Genomic DNA, 18,442 nt, shown 5'->3' on the forward strand with positions numbered 1-18,442 from the left:
ACCCGATCCCAGCCGTACCGCCCGCCCAGGACCCGACCCTCCGGAAAGGCAGCCCTCATGCCCTCCGCCATCCGTCCGCTGCATCTGGCCGTCGCGCTCGACGGCCCGGCCCGCTTCGACGCCGGGCACTACGCCGCCCTCGCCGCGCTGGCCGAACGGGGCGCCCTCGACTTCGTCACCCTCGGGGACCCCCTCACCCGTCCCGGGCCCGACGCGCTCTCCGTCCTCGCCCATGTCGCCCCGCTCACCCGGCGGATCGGCCTGGTGCCGACCGTCGCCGTGACCCACGCCGAGCCGTACGCCGTCTCCGCCGCCGTCGCCACCCTCGACTGGGTGAGCCAGGGCCGGGCGGGCTGGACGGTGGGGACCTCGGCGAGCGGGGCCGAGGCCCGGCTCTTCGGCCGCGGCCCGGCGCCCGCCGGGACCGTGTGGCGGGAGGCGGGCGAGATCATCGACACCGTGACCCGGCTCTGGGACGGTCCCGCCGCCGACGCCGGACCCGCTAACGCCGTCCCGGGCACGGAACGCCCGGTCGGCGCGGGCACCGGACGGCACTCCGGCCGCCCGGAGCCGTACGGGCAGCCGGGACCGCCCGGCCGCCCGGCGGTGTTCCGGCCGCCCCAGCGACGGCCGCCCGTCGTCGTGGACCTCGGCGGTGCGGGGGAGCCGGGCCGCCGGGTCGCCGCCCGCCACGCCGACGTCGTGCTGATCCGCGCCGGGACGCCCGAGGAGGCCGAACAGCGGCGCCGTGTCCTGCTGACGGAGGCCGCGGCGCTGGGCCGCGACCCCGCCGCCCTCCGGGTACTGCTCTCGCTCTCCGTCGACCTCGGCGAGGGCGAGCCCTGCCCGCAGCCCGGACTCGCCCCCTCCCGGCAACGCCGGGTCCGGGCCGCGCACTTCAGCGGCGGACCGGTCGAACTCGCCGAGCTGATCGCCCGCTGGCACCGGGACGGCGTGGTGGACGGCTTCCATCTCGCGCCCCTGCTGCCCCACCGCGACCTGGAACGCATCGTCAACGGCACGGTCGCGCTGCTCCAGCACCGCAGCCTCTTCCGCGCCTTCCACCCGGGCGGCACCCTCCGCGAACATCTGGGGCTCACCCGGAGCGCGGGATTCCGTACCGCCGCCGCCCCTGCCCCCGCCGCCGCCGGGAGGGCCCGATGAGCGCGCCCCGGCTCCGGCTCGCCGCCCGGGTCCCCGGTCCGGACGGCGCCCCCGCCGAGGACGGGGCCGCCGCCCCCGGACCCCCGCCGCCCCCCGTCCCCTCCTTCTCCTCCTTCTCCCCCTTCTCTTCCTTCTCCTCCTGCGAACGGCTGGCCCGGACCGCCGAACGCGGACTCTTCGACTTCCTTCTCCTCACCGGGGACCGGGCGCACCGGGACGGCCCGGCCACCGGCCCCGGCGCGGGCTGCCGCCCCGAGCCGCTGACCGTGCTCGGCGCGCTGGCCGCCGTCACCGACCGGCTCGGCCTCGCCGCCGGGGTCGACCCCCTCCACGACGAGCCCTACGCCCCGGCCCGCCGACTGGCCTCCCTCGACCACCTCAGCGGCGGTCGCGCCGCCTGCCATCTGGAGACCGCGCCCGACAACGCCGGACACGGCGTCCGGGTCGCGGAGTTCCTGCGGACCGCTCGGGAGCTGTGGGACTCCTGGAGCCCCTGCGGGCAGCAGCGTTCCGTCGTCCACCGGGGGCGGCACTTCACCGTCGAGGGGGAGTTCACCGTTCCGCGCTCCCCGCAGGGGCACCCCGTGGTCATCCAGGAGGACGGCCGTACCGAGGGCCGCGACCTGGCCGCGCGGACCGCCGATGTGCTCGTCGTCCGGCAGCACTCGGCGCGGGCCGCCCGGGGGGTCGCGGCGGACATCACGGCCCGGCTCGCCGCCCACGGCCGGGCCCCCGGCGACCTCAGGGTCATGCCGGAGGTCACCGTCGTCCTCGGGGACACCGCGGCCGAGGCCCGGGAGCGGGCCGGTGAACTGGACCGGCTCCGGGTCCCGCCGGGGCACGCGCTGCGGGCCCTGGGCCGGATCTGGGGCCGCGACCTGTCCGGGTACGACCCCGACGGTCCGCTGCCCGGCCTCGACCCGGACCCCGGGCCGCCGGGACCGGGGCGGGCCCCCGCCGACGAACGGCTGCGGACGGCCGCCCGCTGGCGCGCCCTCGCGGCGGACGGGGGACTCTCCATCCGGCGGACGGTGGCCCGGGCCACCGCCCCGCCGCCGCTCGCCGGTACCCCGCAGGACGTCGCCGGGCGGATGGACACCCTCGTACGGGAGGGCGTGGCCGACGGTTTCGTCCTCGTCCCCCATCCCGCGGCGGGCGGACTCGACGACTTCGTGGACCGTGTGGTTCCGCTGCTCCAGGAGCGCGGGGTCTTCCGTACGGCCTACGAGGGCCCCACGCTCCGCTCCCACCTCGGCCTGGCCGCGCCGGTGTGGAAGGGTTGACGGTATGAGCACGGACGCACGGCACACGGACACGGACACCGGCACGGGCCCACGGGCGAACCCGCGGGCGACGGACGGCGGGGCAGCCCCGGCAGAGCCGCCCCAGGAGTGGCTGACCTGGAAGGAGCGGCGGGCGCGGACCATCTCCGCGCCGTACGGGCCGCTCTCGCTGACCGGGACCCACTGGCTGGACGACCACCCCGACGGGCTGCTGCCCGGCATCCCCGGCCACTGGCGCGCGGACGGCGACGCGGTGGTCCTCACCGCCCGGCCCGGGGACGGCATCACCCTCGACGGCACCCCCGCCGCCGGGGAGGCCCGGCTCACCGCGTACCACGGGCCCGTCCCCGACGCGCCCCTCGCCCACGGGGAACGCCGGCTGGTGATCCTGCGGCGCGAGGGGCTGTGGGCCGTTCGCGCCTTCGACCCCGCCGCTCCGGCGCGCACGGAGTTCCCCGGGATCGAGGTCGGCGCGTACGACCCCGCGCGGGTGCTGGCGGGGCGCTTCCGCGCCTACCCGGAGCACCGCAGCGTCCGGGTGGGGAACGCCGACGGACGGGAGCGCGGGCTCGGCCTCGCCGGTGACCTCGTCTTCACCGCGGACGGAACGGAACACACCCTTCAGGTGGCGGTCGAGGAGGACGGCTCGCTCTGGGCCGTGTTCGCCGATGCGAGCAGCGGGAACGGGAGTTACCGTTTCCGCTTCCTCCGTCCCCCGGCCCCGGCGCCCGACGGCACGGTCCCCGTCGACCTCAACCGCGCGCTGCTTCCCCCGTGCGCCTTCGCGGACCACTTCATCTGTCCCTTCCCGCCCCCGGGGAACACCCTTCCGTTCGCGGTGGCAACGGGGGAGCGCGCCGTCCGGTCGCGCTGACCCCCGGGCGGCCCCGCCCCCGCCCGGCGTGCCGGGGACCCGGCGGGTGTCCGGGACCCGGTGTGCCGGGCCCCGGACCTCGGGAGCGGGGGGCGGGGCGGGGGCGCGCGGCGGGCCGAACGCCCCCTTGCGGGGCCGGACCCGCCCGCCGAATACTCCCAACGGCGCCTGTCAGGGCATGCGGCAGCCGGGAACGGGACGGTGTCGACCACGACGGCGCCTCACGGGTCGCGGACGTCACACCGGGCCCCTGAATCCCTCCGGGAGGAATGCCACGTGAGGACCGAGCGCACCACCCCCTTACGGACCCCTGTCCCCTCCGCGCCGACCGCCCTCGTCACCGGAGGGGGCCGCGACACCGCCCCGCCCCGGCACACCGGCGCCCTGTGCCCCGGTTGGCACTCCTCCACCACCGGGCACGTGTCCACCACCGTCCGCACCTCTCCCACCGGGCACGCACCTGCCACGGGACACGCGTCCACCACGGAGCACGCGTCCACCACGGGACACGCGCCTGCCACGGGGCACGCACCTGCCACCGTCCGCGCCTCTTCCGCCGGATACGCGTCCACCACCGGGCACTCCCGTACCGGCGGGCACATCTGGACGATCCCGCACCTCTGCCGACCGTCCTGGCCCTCCCGCTCCCGGCCCTTTCGGCCCTGGGGGATCACGGCGCGATGGCTGCGCCCGGCGGCGGTGCTCACCGGTCTGGTCGCCGTGGCCGTGCTGACCGCCCCCGCCGCCGCCGCCCCCGGCACGCGCGCGGGGCCGTACGCGCTCGCCGCCGCGAGTGACGCCGTACACACCGCCGATGTGGCGGGCACCGCCTGGTACACCGACCCGGTGGCCGGCCGGGTGGTCCTCACCGCCGACGCCACCGTCACCCCCGCCGCCCTCGCCCGCATCAGATCGGCCGCCGGGCCCTACGCCGCCCTGCTGCGCGTGGAGCGCGCCCCCGGTGTGCTCACGGAGCTGACCGGCGGCGGGGACCGCGTCCACACCCTCGGCCGGACCTGCTCGGCGGGGTTCAACGTCCGCGGCGGCTCGGCCCGCTACATCCTCACCGCCGGACACTGCACCGTGGCCACGGCCACCTGGTACGCCGACAGCGCCCTGCGCACCGCCGTCGGCCCGGCGGTCGCCACCCACTTCCCCGGCGCCGACTTCGGGCTCATCCGCTACGACAACCCGTCGGTGCCGCGCCCCGGGAAGGTCGGCCGCGTGGACATCACCGGCGTGGCCCACGCCCGTGTCGGCATGTCCGTCACCCGGCGCGGCGGCGTCAGCGGGGTCGCCCGGTCCACGGTCACCGGCGTCGGCATCACCGTCAACTACGGCCGTGGAGTGATCGTCTCCGGTCTGATCCGCTCCGACGTCTGCGCCGAGAACGGCGACAGCGGCAGCCCGCTCCACTCCGGCCCGCTGGCCGTGGGCATCGTCTCCGGCGGCACGGGCGACTGCGCCACCGGCGGGGTGACGTACTTCCAGCCGGTCGCCCCGGCGCTCGCCCGGCTCGGTGTCACGGTCTACTGAGCCCGGCGCGCACCCACGCCACCGGGGAGGGCCGGGACCCGTCCCCGCGGCCCGGACGCGGACTCGACGCCGGGGCGGGAGGAGCGGACCATGGCACGGACGGACGGAAGCCCGCGGCGGGCCGGGACCGGGCGGGGGGAGCAGCGGAAGGGGTGGGATGCTGTGAGGCGCATCGGGATCACCGGGCACCGGTTCATCCCCCGGGAGGCCCTGGACCACATCCGCGTGGGGCTGCGGACCGCGCTGCACGGACACACCGGGGCGGGGGCGCTCCAGGCGTACTCCAGTCTCGCGGTCGGCGCCGATCAGCTGTTCGCCGATCTCGCGCTGGAACACGGGGCCGAGCTGACCGCCGTGATCCCCAGCGGCAACTACACCGAGGACTTCGGCGCCCCCGGTGAACTCGCCCGGTTCGAGGAGCTGAGGGGCCGGGCGGCCCGGGAGGTCCGCCTCGGCTTCCCGCGCTCGACGGGCGAGGCGTACTACGCGGCCGGGGCGTACATCGCCGACCACTGCGACCGGCTGCTCGCGGTCTGGGACGGGGCCCCCGCGCGCGGCCTCGGCGGCACCGCCGACATCGTGCGCTACGCCCGGGAGCAGGGCGTTCCGGTGACCGTCATCTGGCGCGCGGGCCTTGAGCGGCCCTGACCCGCGCCCGCGTCCCCTCCTGTCCCCTCCTGTCCCTGCCTGTCCCCTCCCGTCCCCGCCTGTCCCCGGCTGCCGGGGTACTGGGTCCGGCGCCGGGTCAGCCGCGGTGCCGCACCAGCCAGTCGGTGTGCTGCGGCGAGACCATACGTTCGGTCTCGTACACCGCGGACGGCCACTGCGCGCCGGTGACGGAGACCTCCATCGCCGAGTGCATCGCCGCCAGGTCCTTCTCGACCAGCGAGTGCGCCGCGATCAGCGGCTGCTGACGGCGGAAGGCGGTCCACGCGGCGCACCCGGCCGCCGCCGCCGACAGCGCCCCCGTCAACCCGGCGTTCTCCGCGACCCCGACCGTGTGCAGGAGCGAGAGGAAGAGGGCGAGCAGTGTCAGCAGCGCGACCGCGGACGCCCACATCCGGCTGGACCTGCGGGAGTGCTCCGCGCTGCGGTGGTACCAGTTGCGCTGCTCGATCAGCCGGTCGCGGACATAGGTGTCGCGGCGCGTCCCGAAGGACTCCGCGCGCAGCCGCCGCATCGCCGGGGTGATCAGCTCCGCCCCGGCCAGGGACCCGTCGGCGGGCCGCGGGTCCTCCCAGCCCACCTTGGCCAGTTCCCGCAAGCCTTCCTCAAGCCGTTCGGCGAAGAGCGGGTCCGCGGCCCCGGAGTCCGTCCCGGAGCCTTCGGACCGCGTGTCGAAGGGTGTCCCATGGACGGCGTAGCGCCAGCACAGCGACTTGATGAACTCCGCCGCCGAGCGGTTGAGTTGCCACTGCGACGCCGCCCGGCGCCTGGCGGCGCGATAGCCCGTCAGCAGTACCCCGGCGTACGCGAGCACCGCGAGCGCGCCGGTGACGCGGAAGGTGTCGGCGGGGGCGGGCGGCGACGGCAGCGCCACCGCGACGGCGCCCACCACCAGGAGCAACAGCCGGACGCGGACGGAGCCGACCGCCTCGCGCTGCCGGGCGACGGCCACGGCGTCGGCATGGTGGAAGAGCGCGGGAAGGTCGGTGTTGCGGAAGACGACGCTCCCCGTGGCGCCGGAAGTCCCGGTCATCTCTCCCCCTGTCTGCGGCCGTGCTTGTCACTCGTTGGACGGAATTGCTCGCTCCGTGATCATTCGCCGATCCGTTCCTGCTCGGCCTGCGGGAATGTGGGGAAAACAGCCGGAGGCATGTGCACATGCGGCGGCGCCGGGAGTGGGCTTGAGAGTAAAGTCGTGCCGCCGCCATCGCAATGGTGCGCGGTGAACAGCTCTGGAAACGCACACAAGGAGCGCGCTCGATGAACACTCGGAACACCACCCCCCTCACCGCGGCGCAGCACAGCCGGGTCCCGCTCGGCCGGATGGACGTCCGCTCCGGCGAGGCGGCCCGCAAGCTGGCCCGCGTTCTGCCCGTCACCGACGGGAGCCGGCGCCCGGCCACGTTCAACTCCGCCCTCTAGCCTGCCCCTAGACTGACGGAATGAAAGGACCCCTGGTCCCATTCCGTGAGATCGTTCTGAAGGTCCACAGCAGATGCGATCTCGCATGCGACCACTGCTATATCTACGAGCACGCCGACCACAGTTGGCGTAACCGTCCCAGGGCCATCACCGATGAGGCGATTTCCTGGACAGCTCTGCGACTGGCCGAGCATGCCAAGAACCATGCCCTGCCCTCCGTGTCGGTGATCCTGCACGGAGGGGAGCCACTGCTCGCGGGCACGGAGCGGCTGCGGCGGGTCTGCGCGGAACTGACCTCCGCACTCGACGGAGTGGCCGCGCTGGACCTGCGTATTCACACCAACGGTCTACAACTCGGCCCCCGTTATCTCGAACTCTTCGACGAATTCGGGGTCCGGGTCGGTGTCTCCCTCGACGGGGACCGCGCCGCCAACGACCGGCACCGCCGATTCGCCGACGGACGCACCAGCCACCCCCTCGTCCTCAGGGCGCTCTCCCTGCTCCGCGAGGAACGCTGGCGCCACCTCTACCTCGGGCTCCTCTGCACGATCGACGTCGCCAACGACCCCGTCGCCGTGTACGACGCGCTCGCCGCGCTGGAGCCCCCGCGCATCGACTTCCTGCTGCCGCACGCGACCTGGGACACCCCGCCCGAGCGCCCCGACGGCTCGCCGACCGCCTACGCCGACTGGCTGCTGACCGTCTTCGACCGCTGGGACGCCCAGGGGCGGCCGCTGCCCGTCCGGCTCTTCGACTCCGTCCTCTCCACCCTCGCGGGCGGACCCAGCCTCACCGAGTCCCTGGGGCTCGCCCCCACCGATCTCGTCGTCGTGGAGACCGACGGCACCCTCGAACAGGTCGACTCCCTCAAGAGCGCCTACGACGGCGCCGCCGCCACCGGGTTCGACGTCTTCACCCACCCCTTCGACCTGGTGGCCTCGCACCCCGGGGTGCAGGCCCGGCAGCAGGGGCTCGACGGCGTCAGCGCCGTCTGCCGCCGCTGCCCCGTGGTCCGCTCCTGCGGCGGCGGCCTCTACACCCACCGCTACGGCGCCGCCCACGGCTTCGACCACACCTCCGTCTACTGCGCCGACCTGGAGGCACTGATCCGGGGGGTCGAACGGCGCGCCGCGCCCGGACTGATCCCCGCCGCCGTCACCTCCACCGCCGCCCTGCGGACCGAGCACCGGGAGCTGACCCGGATCCTGCTCGCCCTGCTCCACACCGAACTCGCCGGGCGCGGCGGCGCCGCCTGGGACCGCGCCTGGGAGCTGGCCCTCGCCCTCGACACCGACGGCGGGCCTCTCGACGCCGTCTGCGCCCACCCCTACACCCACACCTGGCTGCGCCGCACCCTCGCCGCGCTCGCGGCGGACCGCCCCGGGGCCGTCCCCGAGGCCCTGCGGCTCTCCGCCCATCTCGCCGCCGCCCTGATCCGCGCGGGCGACCCCACCCCCGTCCGGGTGGTGTACGAGAACGGGGTGCTCCAGCTCCCCGCGCTCGGACGGCTGCGTCTCGGCGGCTCCGGGGCGTCCGGGGAGGCGGACATCCGGGCCGAGGAGGGGGGGTTCTCGGTCACGCCCGACGGCCGCCCCCCGATCCGGGTCGCGCTCGGTTCCCCGGCCGCCGCCGACGAGCGCTGGGACCCGGTGCGCACGGTCGGCGGCCGGGGCGGTGCGCCCCTGCTGCTCCTCGACGATCTCGACCCCCACCGGGACTGTTTCGGTCCGCCGGTACGGGGGCGGCTCACCGGGGCCGAGGCCGCCGCGTGGGACGAACGGCTGACCGGGGCATGGGAGCTGCTGCTCCGGGCCGCCCCCCGGCAGGCCGCCGAGGCCGCCGCCGCGCTGACGACGCTCACCCCGCTGGACCCCGGGACCCGCGCCGCGGCGCCGGTCCCCGGCCGGTCCGCCACATCCGAGGCGGCCGTCGGCGGGCACGGCCACGGTGCGCTGGGGCTCGCGCTGCCGGGCACCCCCGGCGAGCTGGCGGCCCTGCTCCTGCGCGGTCTGGCGGCGGCCCGGCTCGCGGCCCTGCTCGACGTGTGCGACCTGTACGCCGAGGACGGCTGGTGGCGGTATCCGGCCCCGTGGCAGGAGGGCGCGGAGGTCCCCGTCTCCGAACTGCTCGCGGGCGCCGTGGAACGGGTCGCCCTCGCCGCCCTGGACCCCGGCGCGGCCGCTCCCGCGCGAGCCGCCCTGGACGCCCTCGACGGGGCGCCGGAGCTGTCCGTCGCCGGACACCGGTTCCTCGCCCGGCTCCGGGAGGAGTTGACGGAACCGGCGGAACGGGCCGACCGCCCCGGGGCCGCCCCGGCCCGCCCCGGCGCTGCGGGCCCGGCATCCCCGACGGGGGGAGCCCCTGCCGGGGGAGCGCCCGTCCCGGAGGCCCCGGCCCCTTCTTCCGCTGGGGCCCCGGCTCCGGCGGCTCCGGCTCCGGGAGGCCCGACGGGCGGCGTCCCGGCTCCGGTGGCTCCCCCCTCGGAAGCGCCTTTCCCCGGAGCCCCGGCCTCCGCCCCCGTCGACGGAGTCCCCGCGCTGTCCGCCCCCGCCGATGCCGCCCCGTCCGCCCCGGCCCCCGGGGCTCCCCCCGCGCCCGCCCTGGACGGGACCGGAGCGGGACCGGCCGGACCGCCGGCCCCCGGCCATGGCTGAGCCGGACCCGCCCACCGCCGCCGTGCCGCCCGCCCCCGCCGTCCGGCCGCTCCCGCCGGACGGCTCACCGGGCCTGCTCCGGGCCGCCCCGGAGCCCTCCGTCCGCACCGCCCCCGTGGACGGCATCCGGCCAAGGGGAAGCACGGCCGCGCGAGGCGGACCCGGCCGCGCACACCTCGCGCGCTCCTTCCGCGCCCTCGGCGTGCGGCCCGGCACGACCCTGCTGGTCCATGCCGGGCTCCGGGGCACGGGGGTCCCCCCGGACACCCTCCGGCAGGCGCTCACCGACGCCCTCGGCCCCGGCGGCACCCTGGTCGTCCCCGCCTTCACCGCGGCCAACTCCGACACGTCCGACGCCTACCGCGCCCTGGTCGCGGGCCTCACCCCGGACGGGGCACGGGCCTTCCGCGCGGCCATGCCGCCCTTCGACGCGGCCACCACCCCGAGCCAGGGCATGGGCAGGCTGGCCGAGTCTGTCCGCACCGCCCCCGGAGCCGTCCGTTCCGCCCATCCGCAGACCTCGTTCGCCGCCGTCGGACACCACGCCGCGGAATTGCTCGCGCACCATCCGCTCCACTCGCACCTCGGCGAGAACTCCCCGCTGGGCGCTCTCTACCGCGCCGCCGCGCACGTTCTGATGATCAATGTGGGATTCGAGGTCTGCACCGCATTTCATCTCGCCGAATACCGGGTCAACGCGCCCCTTCGGACGTATCGTTGTGTAGTTCCGACGCCCGACGGGGGTAAGAAATGGACGGAGTACGAGGACGTCCGCCTCGACGACAGCGACTTCGGCGCGATCGGCGCCGCGTTCACCAGGGGAATGGCACGGAAGGGACGTCTGGGAAACCGTTCGGCGCTTCTCTTTCCGCTCCGGGCCGCCGTTGATCACGCGGTGGAGTGGATGACTGAAAAACGGCACTGAACGACAGGACAGCGGGGGTCGGAACTGGAGCGCGCTCCAGAATGATGGCATCGCCGTGCCCGAACGGAACGAGGGCGCGGAGGCGGGTGTTCACACAGGACGGGGGTCGTGTGTCGGATTCAGCGCAACGTGCGCCGGACCATCGGCCGTACTTTTTCTTGAGTTATGCACATACTCCTCGGTACGGGGGCGGGGGCCCCGATCCGGACATGTGGGTGGAACGGCTCTTCCGGGATCTGTGCGGCCATGTGATGGCCATGACCGACCTTCCGGCGGGAGCCCCCGCCGGATTCATGGACCGGGAGATCCGTTCGGGTGAGGGCTGGTCGGAACGGCTCGGCGAAGCGCTCGCCACCTGCCGGGTCTTCGTCCCGCTCTTCTCCCCGCGCTACTTCGCCAGCGAGATGTGCGGAAAGGAGTGGTACGCCTTCGCCCAGCGGGCGATCTACCACCAGGCCAAGCACAATCGCTCGGCCGAGGCCATCGTGCCCGCGCTCTGGGTCCCCATGCCGCCGGAGCACATGCCCGGACCGGCCAAGCGGCTCCAGTTCAACCACCGGGACTTCGGCGACCGCTATGTCACCGACGGCCTCTACGGCCTCATCAAACTCCGCATCTTCGCCGAGGAGTACGAGGCGGCCGTCTACGAGCTGGCCAAACGTATCGTCAGCGTGGCCGACTCCACCCGGGTCGCCCCCGGCAGCCCCGTCGACTACGGACTCGCGCCCTCCGCCTTCGGCAGGACCAGTGGCGCGTCCCGCCCCATGCATCTGACGATAGCCGCCCCCACCCGCCACGACCTGCCGGAGGGGCGCGCCCCCGACTACTACGGCAAGCAGTCCCAGGACTGGAACCCGTACCACCCGGACTCGGCCAGACCGCTCGCCTATATCGCCCAGGACCTCGTCCGCTCGCTCGACTACCAGGCCACCGTCTCCTCGTTCGACCACGAGCTGCCGCCCGCGCCGGGCCAGCCGCCCGGCCGGCCCGAGATCCTGCTGGTCGACCGGTGGGCCCTGGAGGACGACGACCGCTGTGCCCGGCTGGCCGCCTTCGACGCCACCCCCAGGCCCTGGGTCGGCGTCGTCGTGGCCTGGAACCGGGAGGACCCGCAGAGCCGGATATCCGAGGCCCAGCTCGTCGAGAAACTGGAGCGCACCATGCCGCACCAGATGAGCCAGGGCCGTGCCGCCTGCCGCGCCGCCGCCCGCGGCGTCTTCAGCATGGAGGCCTTCGGGCAGATCCTGCCCCAGGTCGTGGAGGCGGCGGCACAGGAGTATCTGCGGCACGCCACCGCGTTCGCACCCAGCCCGTCGCCCGGGGCCATCCGCCCCGTCCGGGCCCGGCTCGCCGGTCCCACGGCCGGTTTCGGTTCCACCCCCTGCACCAGCGCCACCCGCGGCACACCCCCCGATGCGGAGGACACGGATGACAGCCAGTCGTGACGGACGCATCGTCACCTTCTACTCGTACAAGGGCGGCACCGGCCGCACCATGGCCCTCGCCAACACGGCATGGATCCTCGCCGCCAACGGGCAGCGCGTCCTCGCCGTGGACTGGGATCTGGAGGCGCCCGGACTGCACCGCTTCTTCCATCCCTTTCTCGACCCCTCGACCCTCGGGGCCACCACCGGGGTCATCGATCTGATCACCGAGTACGCCTGGGCCGCCATCACACCCGACACCGGCCGCCGGGACGACTGGCACGTGGACTACGCGCGTATCCAGCCGCACGCCGTCTCCCTCACCCCGGAGAACCTGGGCTGGGAGTTCCCGGGCGGCGGCACCCTGGACTTCGTCTCCGCGGGCCGGCAGAACCGCGAGTACTCCGCCACCGTCTCCACGTTCGACTGGGACAACTTCTACGACCGGCTCGGCGGCGGCCTCTTCTTCGACGCGCTGCGCGAGGACATGAAGGCCCACTACGACTACGTCCTCATCGACAGCCGGACCGGGCTGAGCGACATCGCCGACATCTGCACCGTCCATCTCCCGGACATCCTGGTCGACTGCTTCACCCTCAGCGACCAGTCCATCGACGGGGCCGCCGCCGTCGCCCGCCAGATCGACGAGCGCTACGGCGGACGCGGCATCCGGATCTACCCCGTCCCCATGCGCATCGACGAGGGCGAGAAGGAGAAGGCGGACGCCGGACGGGCCCTGGCCCGGGTCAAGTTCGACCGTTTCCCCACCGGACTGAGCGGCGACGAACTCACCTCCTACTGGGGCGCCGTGGAGATCCCCTACCGCCCCTACTACGCCTACGAGGAGACCCTCGCCACCTTCGGTGACGAGACCGGACTCACCAACTCCCTGCTCTCCGCCTTCGAACGGCTCACCGCCGTCGTCACCGGGCAGCAGATCACCGCCATGCCCCCGATGAACGACGAGATCCGGCTGCGGATCAAGGACGCCTTCACCCGGCGCAGGCCCGCGCTCCCCGCCGATCTGTTCCTCAGCTATGTCGCCGAGAACCGGATGTGGGCCGACTGGATCGAGTCCCTGCTCACCCAGGCCGGATTCCGGGTCGTCCCCCGGGACGTCTCCGCCGGGCCCGGCACCGCCGACGAGGAGCACCCCGCCCAGAACCCCACCCGGACCGTGGTGCTCCTCTCCGCCGCCTATCTCAAGTCCCCCCGGGCGGTCGAGCTGTGGCAGCGGACCTCCGCCGAGGACGCCGGGGGCTCGCGCCACCACCTCCTCCCCGTCCGGGTCGGCGACGTCCGGCTCAGCGCGCCCTACATCGACCGCAACCCCGTCGACCTCTTCCGGCTCGACGAGGCCCAGGCCACCGGCGCCCTGCTGCGCGCACTCGACCGCCCCGTCCAGCTCGCCGACACCGGCCAGGCACCCGGACCGCGCTTCCCCGGCACCGTCCCCAAGATCTGGAACGCGCCGCCCCGGAACCCCGGCTTCACCGGCCGTTCCACCGCCCTGGAGCAGATGCGCGACCGGCTCGGCGGCGGGATGTCGGTGGCCGCCGTGCTGCCCCAGCCGCAGACCCTCTACGGCCTCGGCGGCGTCGGCAAGACCCAGGTCGCCATCGAGTACGTGCACCGCTTCATGGCCGACTACGACCTGGTCTGGTGGATCTCCGCCGAACAGCCCGACGACGTCATCGCCGGGCTCGCCGAACTCGCCGTCCGGCTCGGCGCCCAGGGCGGCGAGGACATGGCCGCCGCCTCCCAGGAGGCCATCGACCTGCTGCGGCGCGGGGCGCCCCACGCCCGCTGGCTGCTGGTCTTCGACAACGCCGACGACCCCGAGCAGCTCAAACGCTTCTTCCCGCCCCAGGGCCCCGGCCATATCCTCGTCACCTCCCGCAACCAGACCTGGTCGCAGTACGGCGACGCCCTCGCCATCGACGTCTTCACCCGCGAGGAGTCCGTCGAACACCTCCAGCGGCGCGCCCGCGGGCTCACCACCGAGGACGCCGACCAGGTCGCCACCGCCGTCGGCGATCTGCCGCTCGCCGTCGAGCAGGCCGCCGCCTGGATCGCCGAGACCGCGACCCCGGTCGCCGAGTATCTGGACCGGCTGCGCGAGCAGGCCACCAGCGTGCTCGCCCTCAACCAGCCCGCGGGCTACCCCGAGCCGGTCGCCGCCACCTGGAACGTCTCCATCGAGAAGCTGAAGGAGCGCTCACCTGCGGCGGTCCGGCTGCTTCAGCTCTGCGCCTTCTTCGCCCCCGAGCCGATCTCCGCGAACCTCCTCTACAGCAAGGAGATGATCGACGCCCTCAAGCCGTACGACGCCTCCCTCCAGGAGAAGCTGGTGCTCGGCCGGGTGATCCGGGAGATCGGCCGGTTCGCCCTCGCCAAGGTCGACCAGGTCAACAACAGCATCCAGGTGCACCGGCTGGTCCAGGCGGTGATCCGGGCCCAGCTCACCGAGGAGGAGCAGCGCGACGCCCGGCACGCCGTCCACCGGGTGCTCGCCGGGGCCCGGCCCGACGACGACGAGCCGATCGACAACCCCGGCACCTGGGAGCGGTTCGCCACCATCTGGCCGCATCTGGCCCCGTCGGACGCGCACAACTGCACCGAGCCCGAGACCCGCAGGCTCCTCATCGACCGGGTCCGCTATCTGTGGAAGCGCGGCGACTGGGTGACCGCCCGGGGCATCGCCGACGAGGTGCGCGAGGACTGGCGGGCCATGCTCGGCACCGACGACCTCCAGTACCTCTACCTCTGCTTCCACATCTCCAACCTCTACCGCTCCCAGGGCCGCTACAAGGAGGCCAGGACGCTGGACGAGGAGACCCTGGAGCGCCAGCGGCGGGTGCTCGGCGCCACCCATCCGCACACCTATATGACCACCAGCGGACTGGCGATGGACCTCGGCACCCTCGGCCACTACAGCAGGGCGATGGAGCTGGCCCGGGAGGCCCACGACGGCTTCAGCCAGATCTTCCACGAGTCCCACCCCCGTACCCTGGCCGCCGCCAACAACCTCGCGCTCAATCTGCGGATGATGGGCCAGTACTCCCGGGCCCGCGAGATCGACCAGGACGTCTTCGACCGGCGGACGGAAGTCCTGGGCGCCGAACACCCGTACACCCTCTCTTCCGCCACCTCCCTCGCGCGCGACCTGCGCGAGATGGGGCGGTACGACGACTCCGTGACCGTGCTCGCCCGGACCTACGAGCTGTACAAGCAGCGGCTCGGACGGACCTTTCCGGGTACCCTCGCGGCGGCCAAGAGCCTGGCCGTCTCGCTGCGCAGGGCGGGCCGCCTCGACGACGCCCGGCGGCTCACCACGGCCACCCGCAACCGCTACCGCTCCCGCTACACCTCCGCCAACCCGGACTCCCTCGCCTGCGATCTCAACCTCGCGGCCGATCTCTTCGCGGCGGGGGAACCCGTCGCCGCGCGGGACCTGGCCCAGGAGATCGTGGACCAGTACCGGGTGATGCCGGGGGAGCGGCACCCGTACACCCTCGCGGCAATCAACAACCTGGGCATCTACCAGTGGGGCTGCGGCGACCCGGAGGCGGCCGAGGAGCTGCTGACCGCGGTGGGCGTCCAGATGCGGGAAGTCCTCGGCGACGGCCATCCGCACTACCTCTACAGCACCATCAACCTCGCCAACGCCAAGGCGGACCTCGGGGCCCTGGCGGAGGCGCTGGAGATCGAGCAGCGCTCGGTGACCCGGCTGCGCGAGGCGCTGGGGGCGCACCACCCCGAGGTGCTGGGCGTGACCTCGAACGTCGCGGTCACCCTGGGCGGGCTGGGGCGCAAGGCGGAGGCGGCCCGGCTGCGCACGGAGACCGTGGAGGAGCTGACCCGTCAGCTCGGTGAGGAACACGCGCTGGCCCGGCTGGCCCGGGACGAGCGGCGGGTGCACCGCGACCTCGAACCGCTCGCCGTCTGAGCCGTCGCTCCGCGCGCCGGACGGCGTCCACCGGAGCGGCGGGTGCCGGGGGCGGCGCGTACGGCGCGCCGCCCCCGGCGCTCACTCCTCCACCAGCCAGGTCAGCGCCCGGGGCAGCGCGTGCAGCGCGTCGAAGTGCGCGGCGCTCGGCTCCAGGACCGCTGTCGCCCCGGGGATGCGCTCCGCGAGCCAGCGCGAGTGCCCCACCGGGGAGAACACGTCCTTCTCCCCGTGCCAGAGCATCACCGGGGCCTTGATGTCCGCCGGGTCGAACCCCCAGGGGCTGCTGAACGCCAGCGCGTCGTCGATCCAGCCGTACGCCGAGGTCCGCAGCGCCTCCTGGTAGTTGCGCAGCAGCATGCCGCGCACCCCCGCGTCCTGGACCACCATCCGGTCCGACTCCGTCAGCTCCTTGCGCAGGTCGTTGAGGAGCCGGATCGGGTCCTCGCGGATCTGGGCCGACCGCAGGATGAACCGTTCGGTCAGCACGTCCGGGTGGTCCGACGCGAAGGTGTACTCCAGGACGTTGGAGGCCGCCATCCCCTCGAACCAGTCGAGTCCGGCCGCGTCCCGGGGTGCCAGCGTCACCAGCGCGGCGGCCCGGGTGACCCGTTCCGGCAGCAGCGCGGCGCAGGCCAGCGCGTGCGGGGCCCCGCCCGAGCGGCCCACCACCGCGAACCGGTCGAGCCCCAGCTCGTCGGCGATGTCCCGGACATCCCGGGCGACATCGGCGACACTGCGCCCGGGCAGCCGGTCCGAACCGCCGTAGCCGGGGCGGTCATAGGCGATGAGCTGGGTGCGCCGCTGGTAGAGCACCATGCCGCGCGGCGCCGGGCCCAGTCGGCAGCCGGGGGTGCCGTGCAGCAGGAAGACGGGCCTGCCGTGCGGATCCCCCAGCCGCTCCACCATCAGATGCCGCCCGTCGGACGTGCGCACCCGATGTCGCAACCCCCGCCCCCTTCGCCGTCTGCCGTCGTCCGGGTCCTCGTGGGCCTCTGGCACTGCCTCACCCCTTCAGTGTCGGCCCTGCCACGCCGCCGGGGCGTCCGTCCGGGCCGCTATTCGGGGATTACCGCCGAATGGGCGCACCTATGCGGTCCGGGCTCGGTGGAAACTCCGTGAGCACCCGTCGTATCCGCCCCATCACCTGCCGTGTCCGCCCGGCCGGTTCACGGGGCCGTGGTCCCGGCGGGGGCGGCGGGCCGGTCGCCGGTGAGGGTGCGGGCCGTCGCGCACACCAGGGTGACCACGGAGCCCGCCACCGCCCACGCGGCGAGGACCAGCAGCGGGCCCCCCACCGCATGGCCGTGGAAGTAGCTGATCGAACGGGCGGCGAAGGTGCCCGCGCCCGGTGGCAGGGCGGGTCCGATCGCGCTCCAGAACGGCGGCAGCATCGGCCAGGGGTAGGCACCGCCCGCGCTGGGGTTGCCGAGGACGACCACGAGCGCGATGGCCAGCCCGATCCCGACGATGCCGAGCAGCCCCTGGAGGGCGAGGGTGATCGCGCCGACCGTGAACACCAGCAGGGTGCCGAGGCCCCACAGCGGCGCGACGCCGCCCGGCAGCGCCTGAAGGACGGGACCGGCGATCACGGTGCCCAGCAGCCCGGCGGCGATCGAGTACAGCAGCAGCACCCCGAGCCGGATCAGGGCCCGGTGGATGTTGGCGGGCCGGGCCCCGGCGCTGATGGCGAGGACCGCGGCGCACAGATAGCCGCCCACGCACCAGCCGATGACCAGATAGAACGAGGAGAGTCCGCGCGCGTCCCCGGCGGCGTTGGGCACGACGTCGGTCACCCGGACCGTCCGCCCCTGCCGCTGTTCGGCGGCCCCGACGGCCCCGGCCAGCGCGTCGGCCAGGGAGGCGCCCGCCGCGCTCGCGACCAGCAGCCGGTCGGTGGTGCCCCGGGGGTCGACGATCAGGGCCCCGTCGACGTCCCGGTTCTCGATCTGCCGCCGGGCCTCCGCCTCGTCCGCCACGGCCCGGGGGTCGAGCGGATCGCCGGGCAGCGCGGCGAGCCCGCGCACGGTCCCGGCGGTGGTCAGCGGGTCCGGGGCGGCGACCGCCAGGGGCACCTCATGGGGCCTGGGCTCGTGGAAGGCGCCGATGTACGAGGTGATGAACGCGAGCTGGAGCAGCAGCACCCCGATGACGAGCAGGGCGGCCCGCACGCTCACCGCGTCCCTGACCTCGGCGAGAAAGCCGGTGGGCGCGGCGGGTCCGGCCGTGGAGGCGCCGTCCGGGGGGCCGTCCGATGTGCGCTTCATGGCCCCACGCTCCGTGGCCCGGGGCCCGTACGCAGGCGGTACGCGGCCGAATGGCCGATGCGCCCGCCCCGGGCAGGGCGGGCGCGGACCGGGGGTCCGGCCGTGGTGGCGGACGGACCCCCGGCGGTCGGGGCACCCGGTGGCGACGGCACCGGGCGGTTGTGGCTCCGGGCGGTGCCGGTGCCGGGCCGGGGCGCGTTCGGGGAGTGAGCGCGCCCCGGCCCGGGGCGCGGGTCCGGCCGGGGGTGCGGGTCCGGCCGGGGGTGCGGTCCCTGGAG

At 74.7% G+C, this 18,442-nt stretch carries 13 protein-coding genes; 10 read left to right on the forward strand and 3 right to left on the reverse strand.

Annotation, left to right across the window (positions count from 1 at the left end; all coding sequences use genetic code 11):
• Positions 1-57: 57 nt before the first annotated feature.
• The 5 genes from CRV15_RS23455 to CRV15_RS23475 all read left to right on the forward strand — a co-directional run bounded on the left by CRV15_RS23455 (position 58) and on the right by CRV15_RS23475 (position 5,505).
• Positions 58-1,164: an LLM class flavin-dependent oxidoreductase gene (locus CRV15_RS23455; protein ID WP_003959926.1), complete on the forward strand. Its 1,107-nt coding sequence runs from the start codon at positions 58-60 to the stop codon at positions 1,162-1,164.
• Positions 1,161-2,447: an LLM class flavin-dependent oxidoreductase gene (locus tag CRV15_RS23460; RefSeq protein ID WP_003959925.1), complete on the forward strand. Its 1,287-nt coding sequence runs from the start codon at positions 1,161-1,163 to the stop codon at positions 2,445-2,447. Before CRV15_RS23455 ends, CRV15_RS23460 begins: the two co-directional genes overlap by 4 nt.
• A gap of 4 nt (positions 2,448-2,451) precedes the next feature.
• Entirely contained in the window at positions 2,452-3,321 is an 870-nt protein-coding gene (locus CRV15_RS23465; RefSeq protein WP_003959924.1) for a DUF1684 domain-containing protein, read from the forward strand.
• Between the two features lie 276 nt (positions 3,322-3,597).
• Entirely contained in the window at positions 3,598-4,857 is a 1,260-nt protein-coding gene (locus tag CRV15_RS23470) for a S1 family peptidase (protein ID WP_009995657.1), read from the forward strand.
• Between the two features lie 162 nt (positions 4,858-5,019).
• A complete protein-coding gene (locus CRV15_RS23475) occupies positions 5,020-5,505 on the forward strand; it encodes a hypothetical protein (RefSeq protein ID WP_029182861.1) in 486 nt (161 codons plus the stop codon).
• 97 nt (positions 5,506-5,602) lie between these two features.
• Here the strand turns inward: CRV15_RS23475 and CRV15_RS23480 are convergent, their stop codons facing one another.
• Positions 5,603-6,556, reverse strand: coding sequence for a DUF4231 domain-containing protein (locus tag CRV15_RS23480; RefSeq protein WP_003959921.1), 954 nt, complete (start codon positions 6,554-6,556; stop codon positions 5,603-5,605).
• A 227-nt stretch (positions 6,557-6,783) separates the two neighbouring features.
• Between CRV15_RS23480 and fxsA the strand changes: the two genes are divergently transcribed.
• The 5 genes from fxsA to fxsT are packed head-to-tail and all read left to right on the forward strand — an operon-like array spanning position 6,784 to position 15,897.
• On the forward strand, positions 6,784-6,945 hold the full coding sequence (gene fxsA, locus CRV15_RS23485) for an FxSxx-COOH cyclophane-containing RiPP peptide (RefSeq protein WP_009995654.1): 162 nt from the start codon (positions 6,784-6,786) through the stop codon (positions 6,943-6,945).
• 20 nt (positions 6,946-6,965) lie between these two features.
• Entirely contained in the window at positions 6,966-9,599 is a 2,634-nt protein-coding gene (fxsBH, locus tag CRV15_RS23490; protein ID WP_003959920.1) for a radical SAM/SPASM protein FxsBH, inactivated beta-hydroxylase extension form, read from the forward strand.
• Positions 9,592-10,524 carry an AAC(3) family N-acetyltransferase gene (locus tag CRV15_RS23495; protein ID WP_003959919.1) on the forward strand — a complete coding sequence of 311 codons (933 nt, stop codon included), beginning with the start codon at positions 9,592-9,594 and terminating at the stop codon, positions 10,522-10,524. The genes fxsBH and CRV15_RS23495 overlap by 8 nt, the downstream gene beginning before the upstream one ends.
• Before the next feature lie 44 nt (positions 10,525-10,568).
• Entirely contained in the window at positions 10,569-11,969 is a 1,401-nt protein-coding gene (locus CRV15_RS23500; RefSeq protein ID WP_003959918.1) for a TIR-like protein FxsC, read from the forward strand.
• Positions 11,953-15,897 (forward strand): FxSxx-COOH system tetratricopeptide repeat protein, encoded by a 3,945-nt coding sequence (gene fxsT / locus CRV15_RS23505; protein WP_003959917.1) that lies wholly within the window; start codon positions 11,953-11,955, stop codon positions 15,895-15,897. The genes CRV15_RS23500 and fxsT overlap by 17 nt, the downstream gene beginning before the upstream one ends.
• Before the next feature lie 81 nt (positions 15,898-15,978).
• Here fxsT and CRV15_RS23510 read toward each other — a convergent pair whose 3' ends face one another.
• Entirely contained in the window at positions 15,979-16,845 is an 867-nt protein-coding gene (locus CRV15_RS23510) for an alpha/beta fold hydrolase (RefSeq protein ID WP_078564411.1), read from the reverse strand.
• A 221-nt stretch (positions 16,846-17,066) separates the two neighbouring features.
• A complete protein-coding gene (locus CRV15_RS23515; RefSeq protein WP_003959915.1) occupies positions 17,067-18,164 on the reverse strand; it encodes a hypothetical protein in 1,098 nt (365 codons plus the stop codon).
• Positions 18,165-18,442 lie beyond the last annotated feature (278 nt).

This window comes from Streptomyces clavuligerus, from assembly GCF_005519465.1.
Taxonomy (GTDB): Bacteria; Actinomycetota; Actinomycetes; order Streptomycetales; family Streptomycetaceae; genus Streptomyces; species Streptomyces clavuligerus.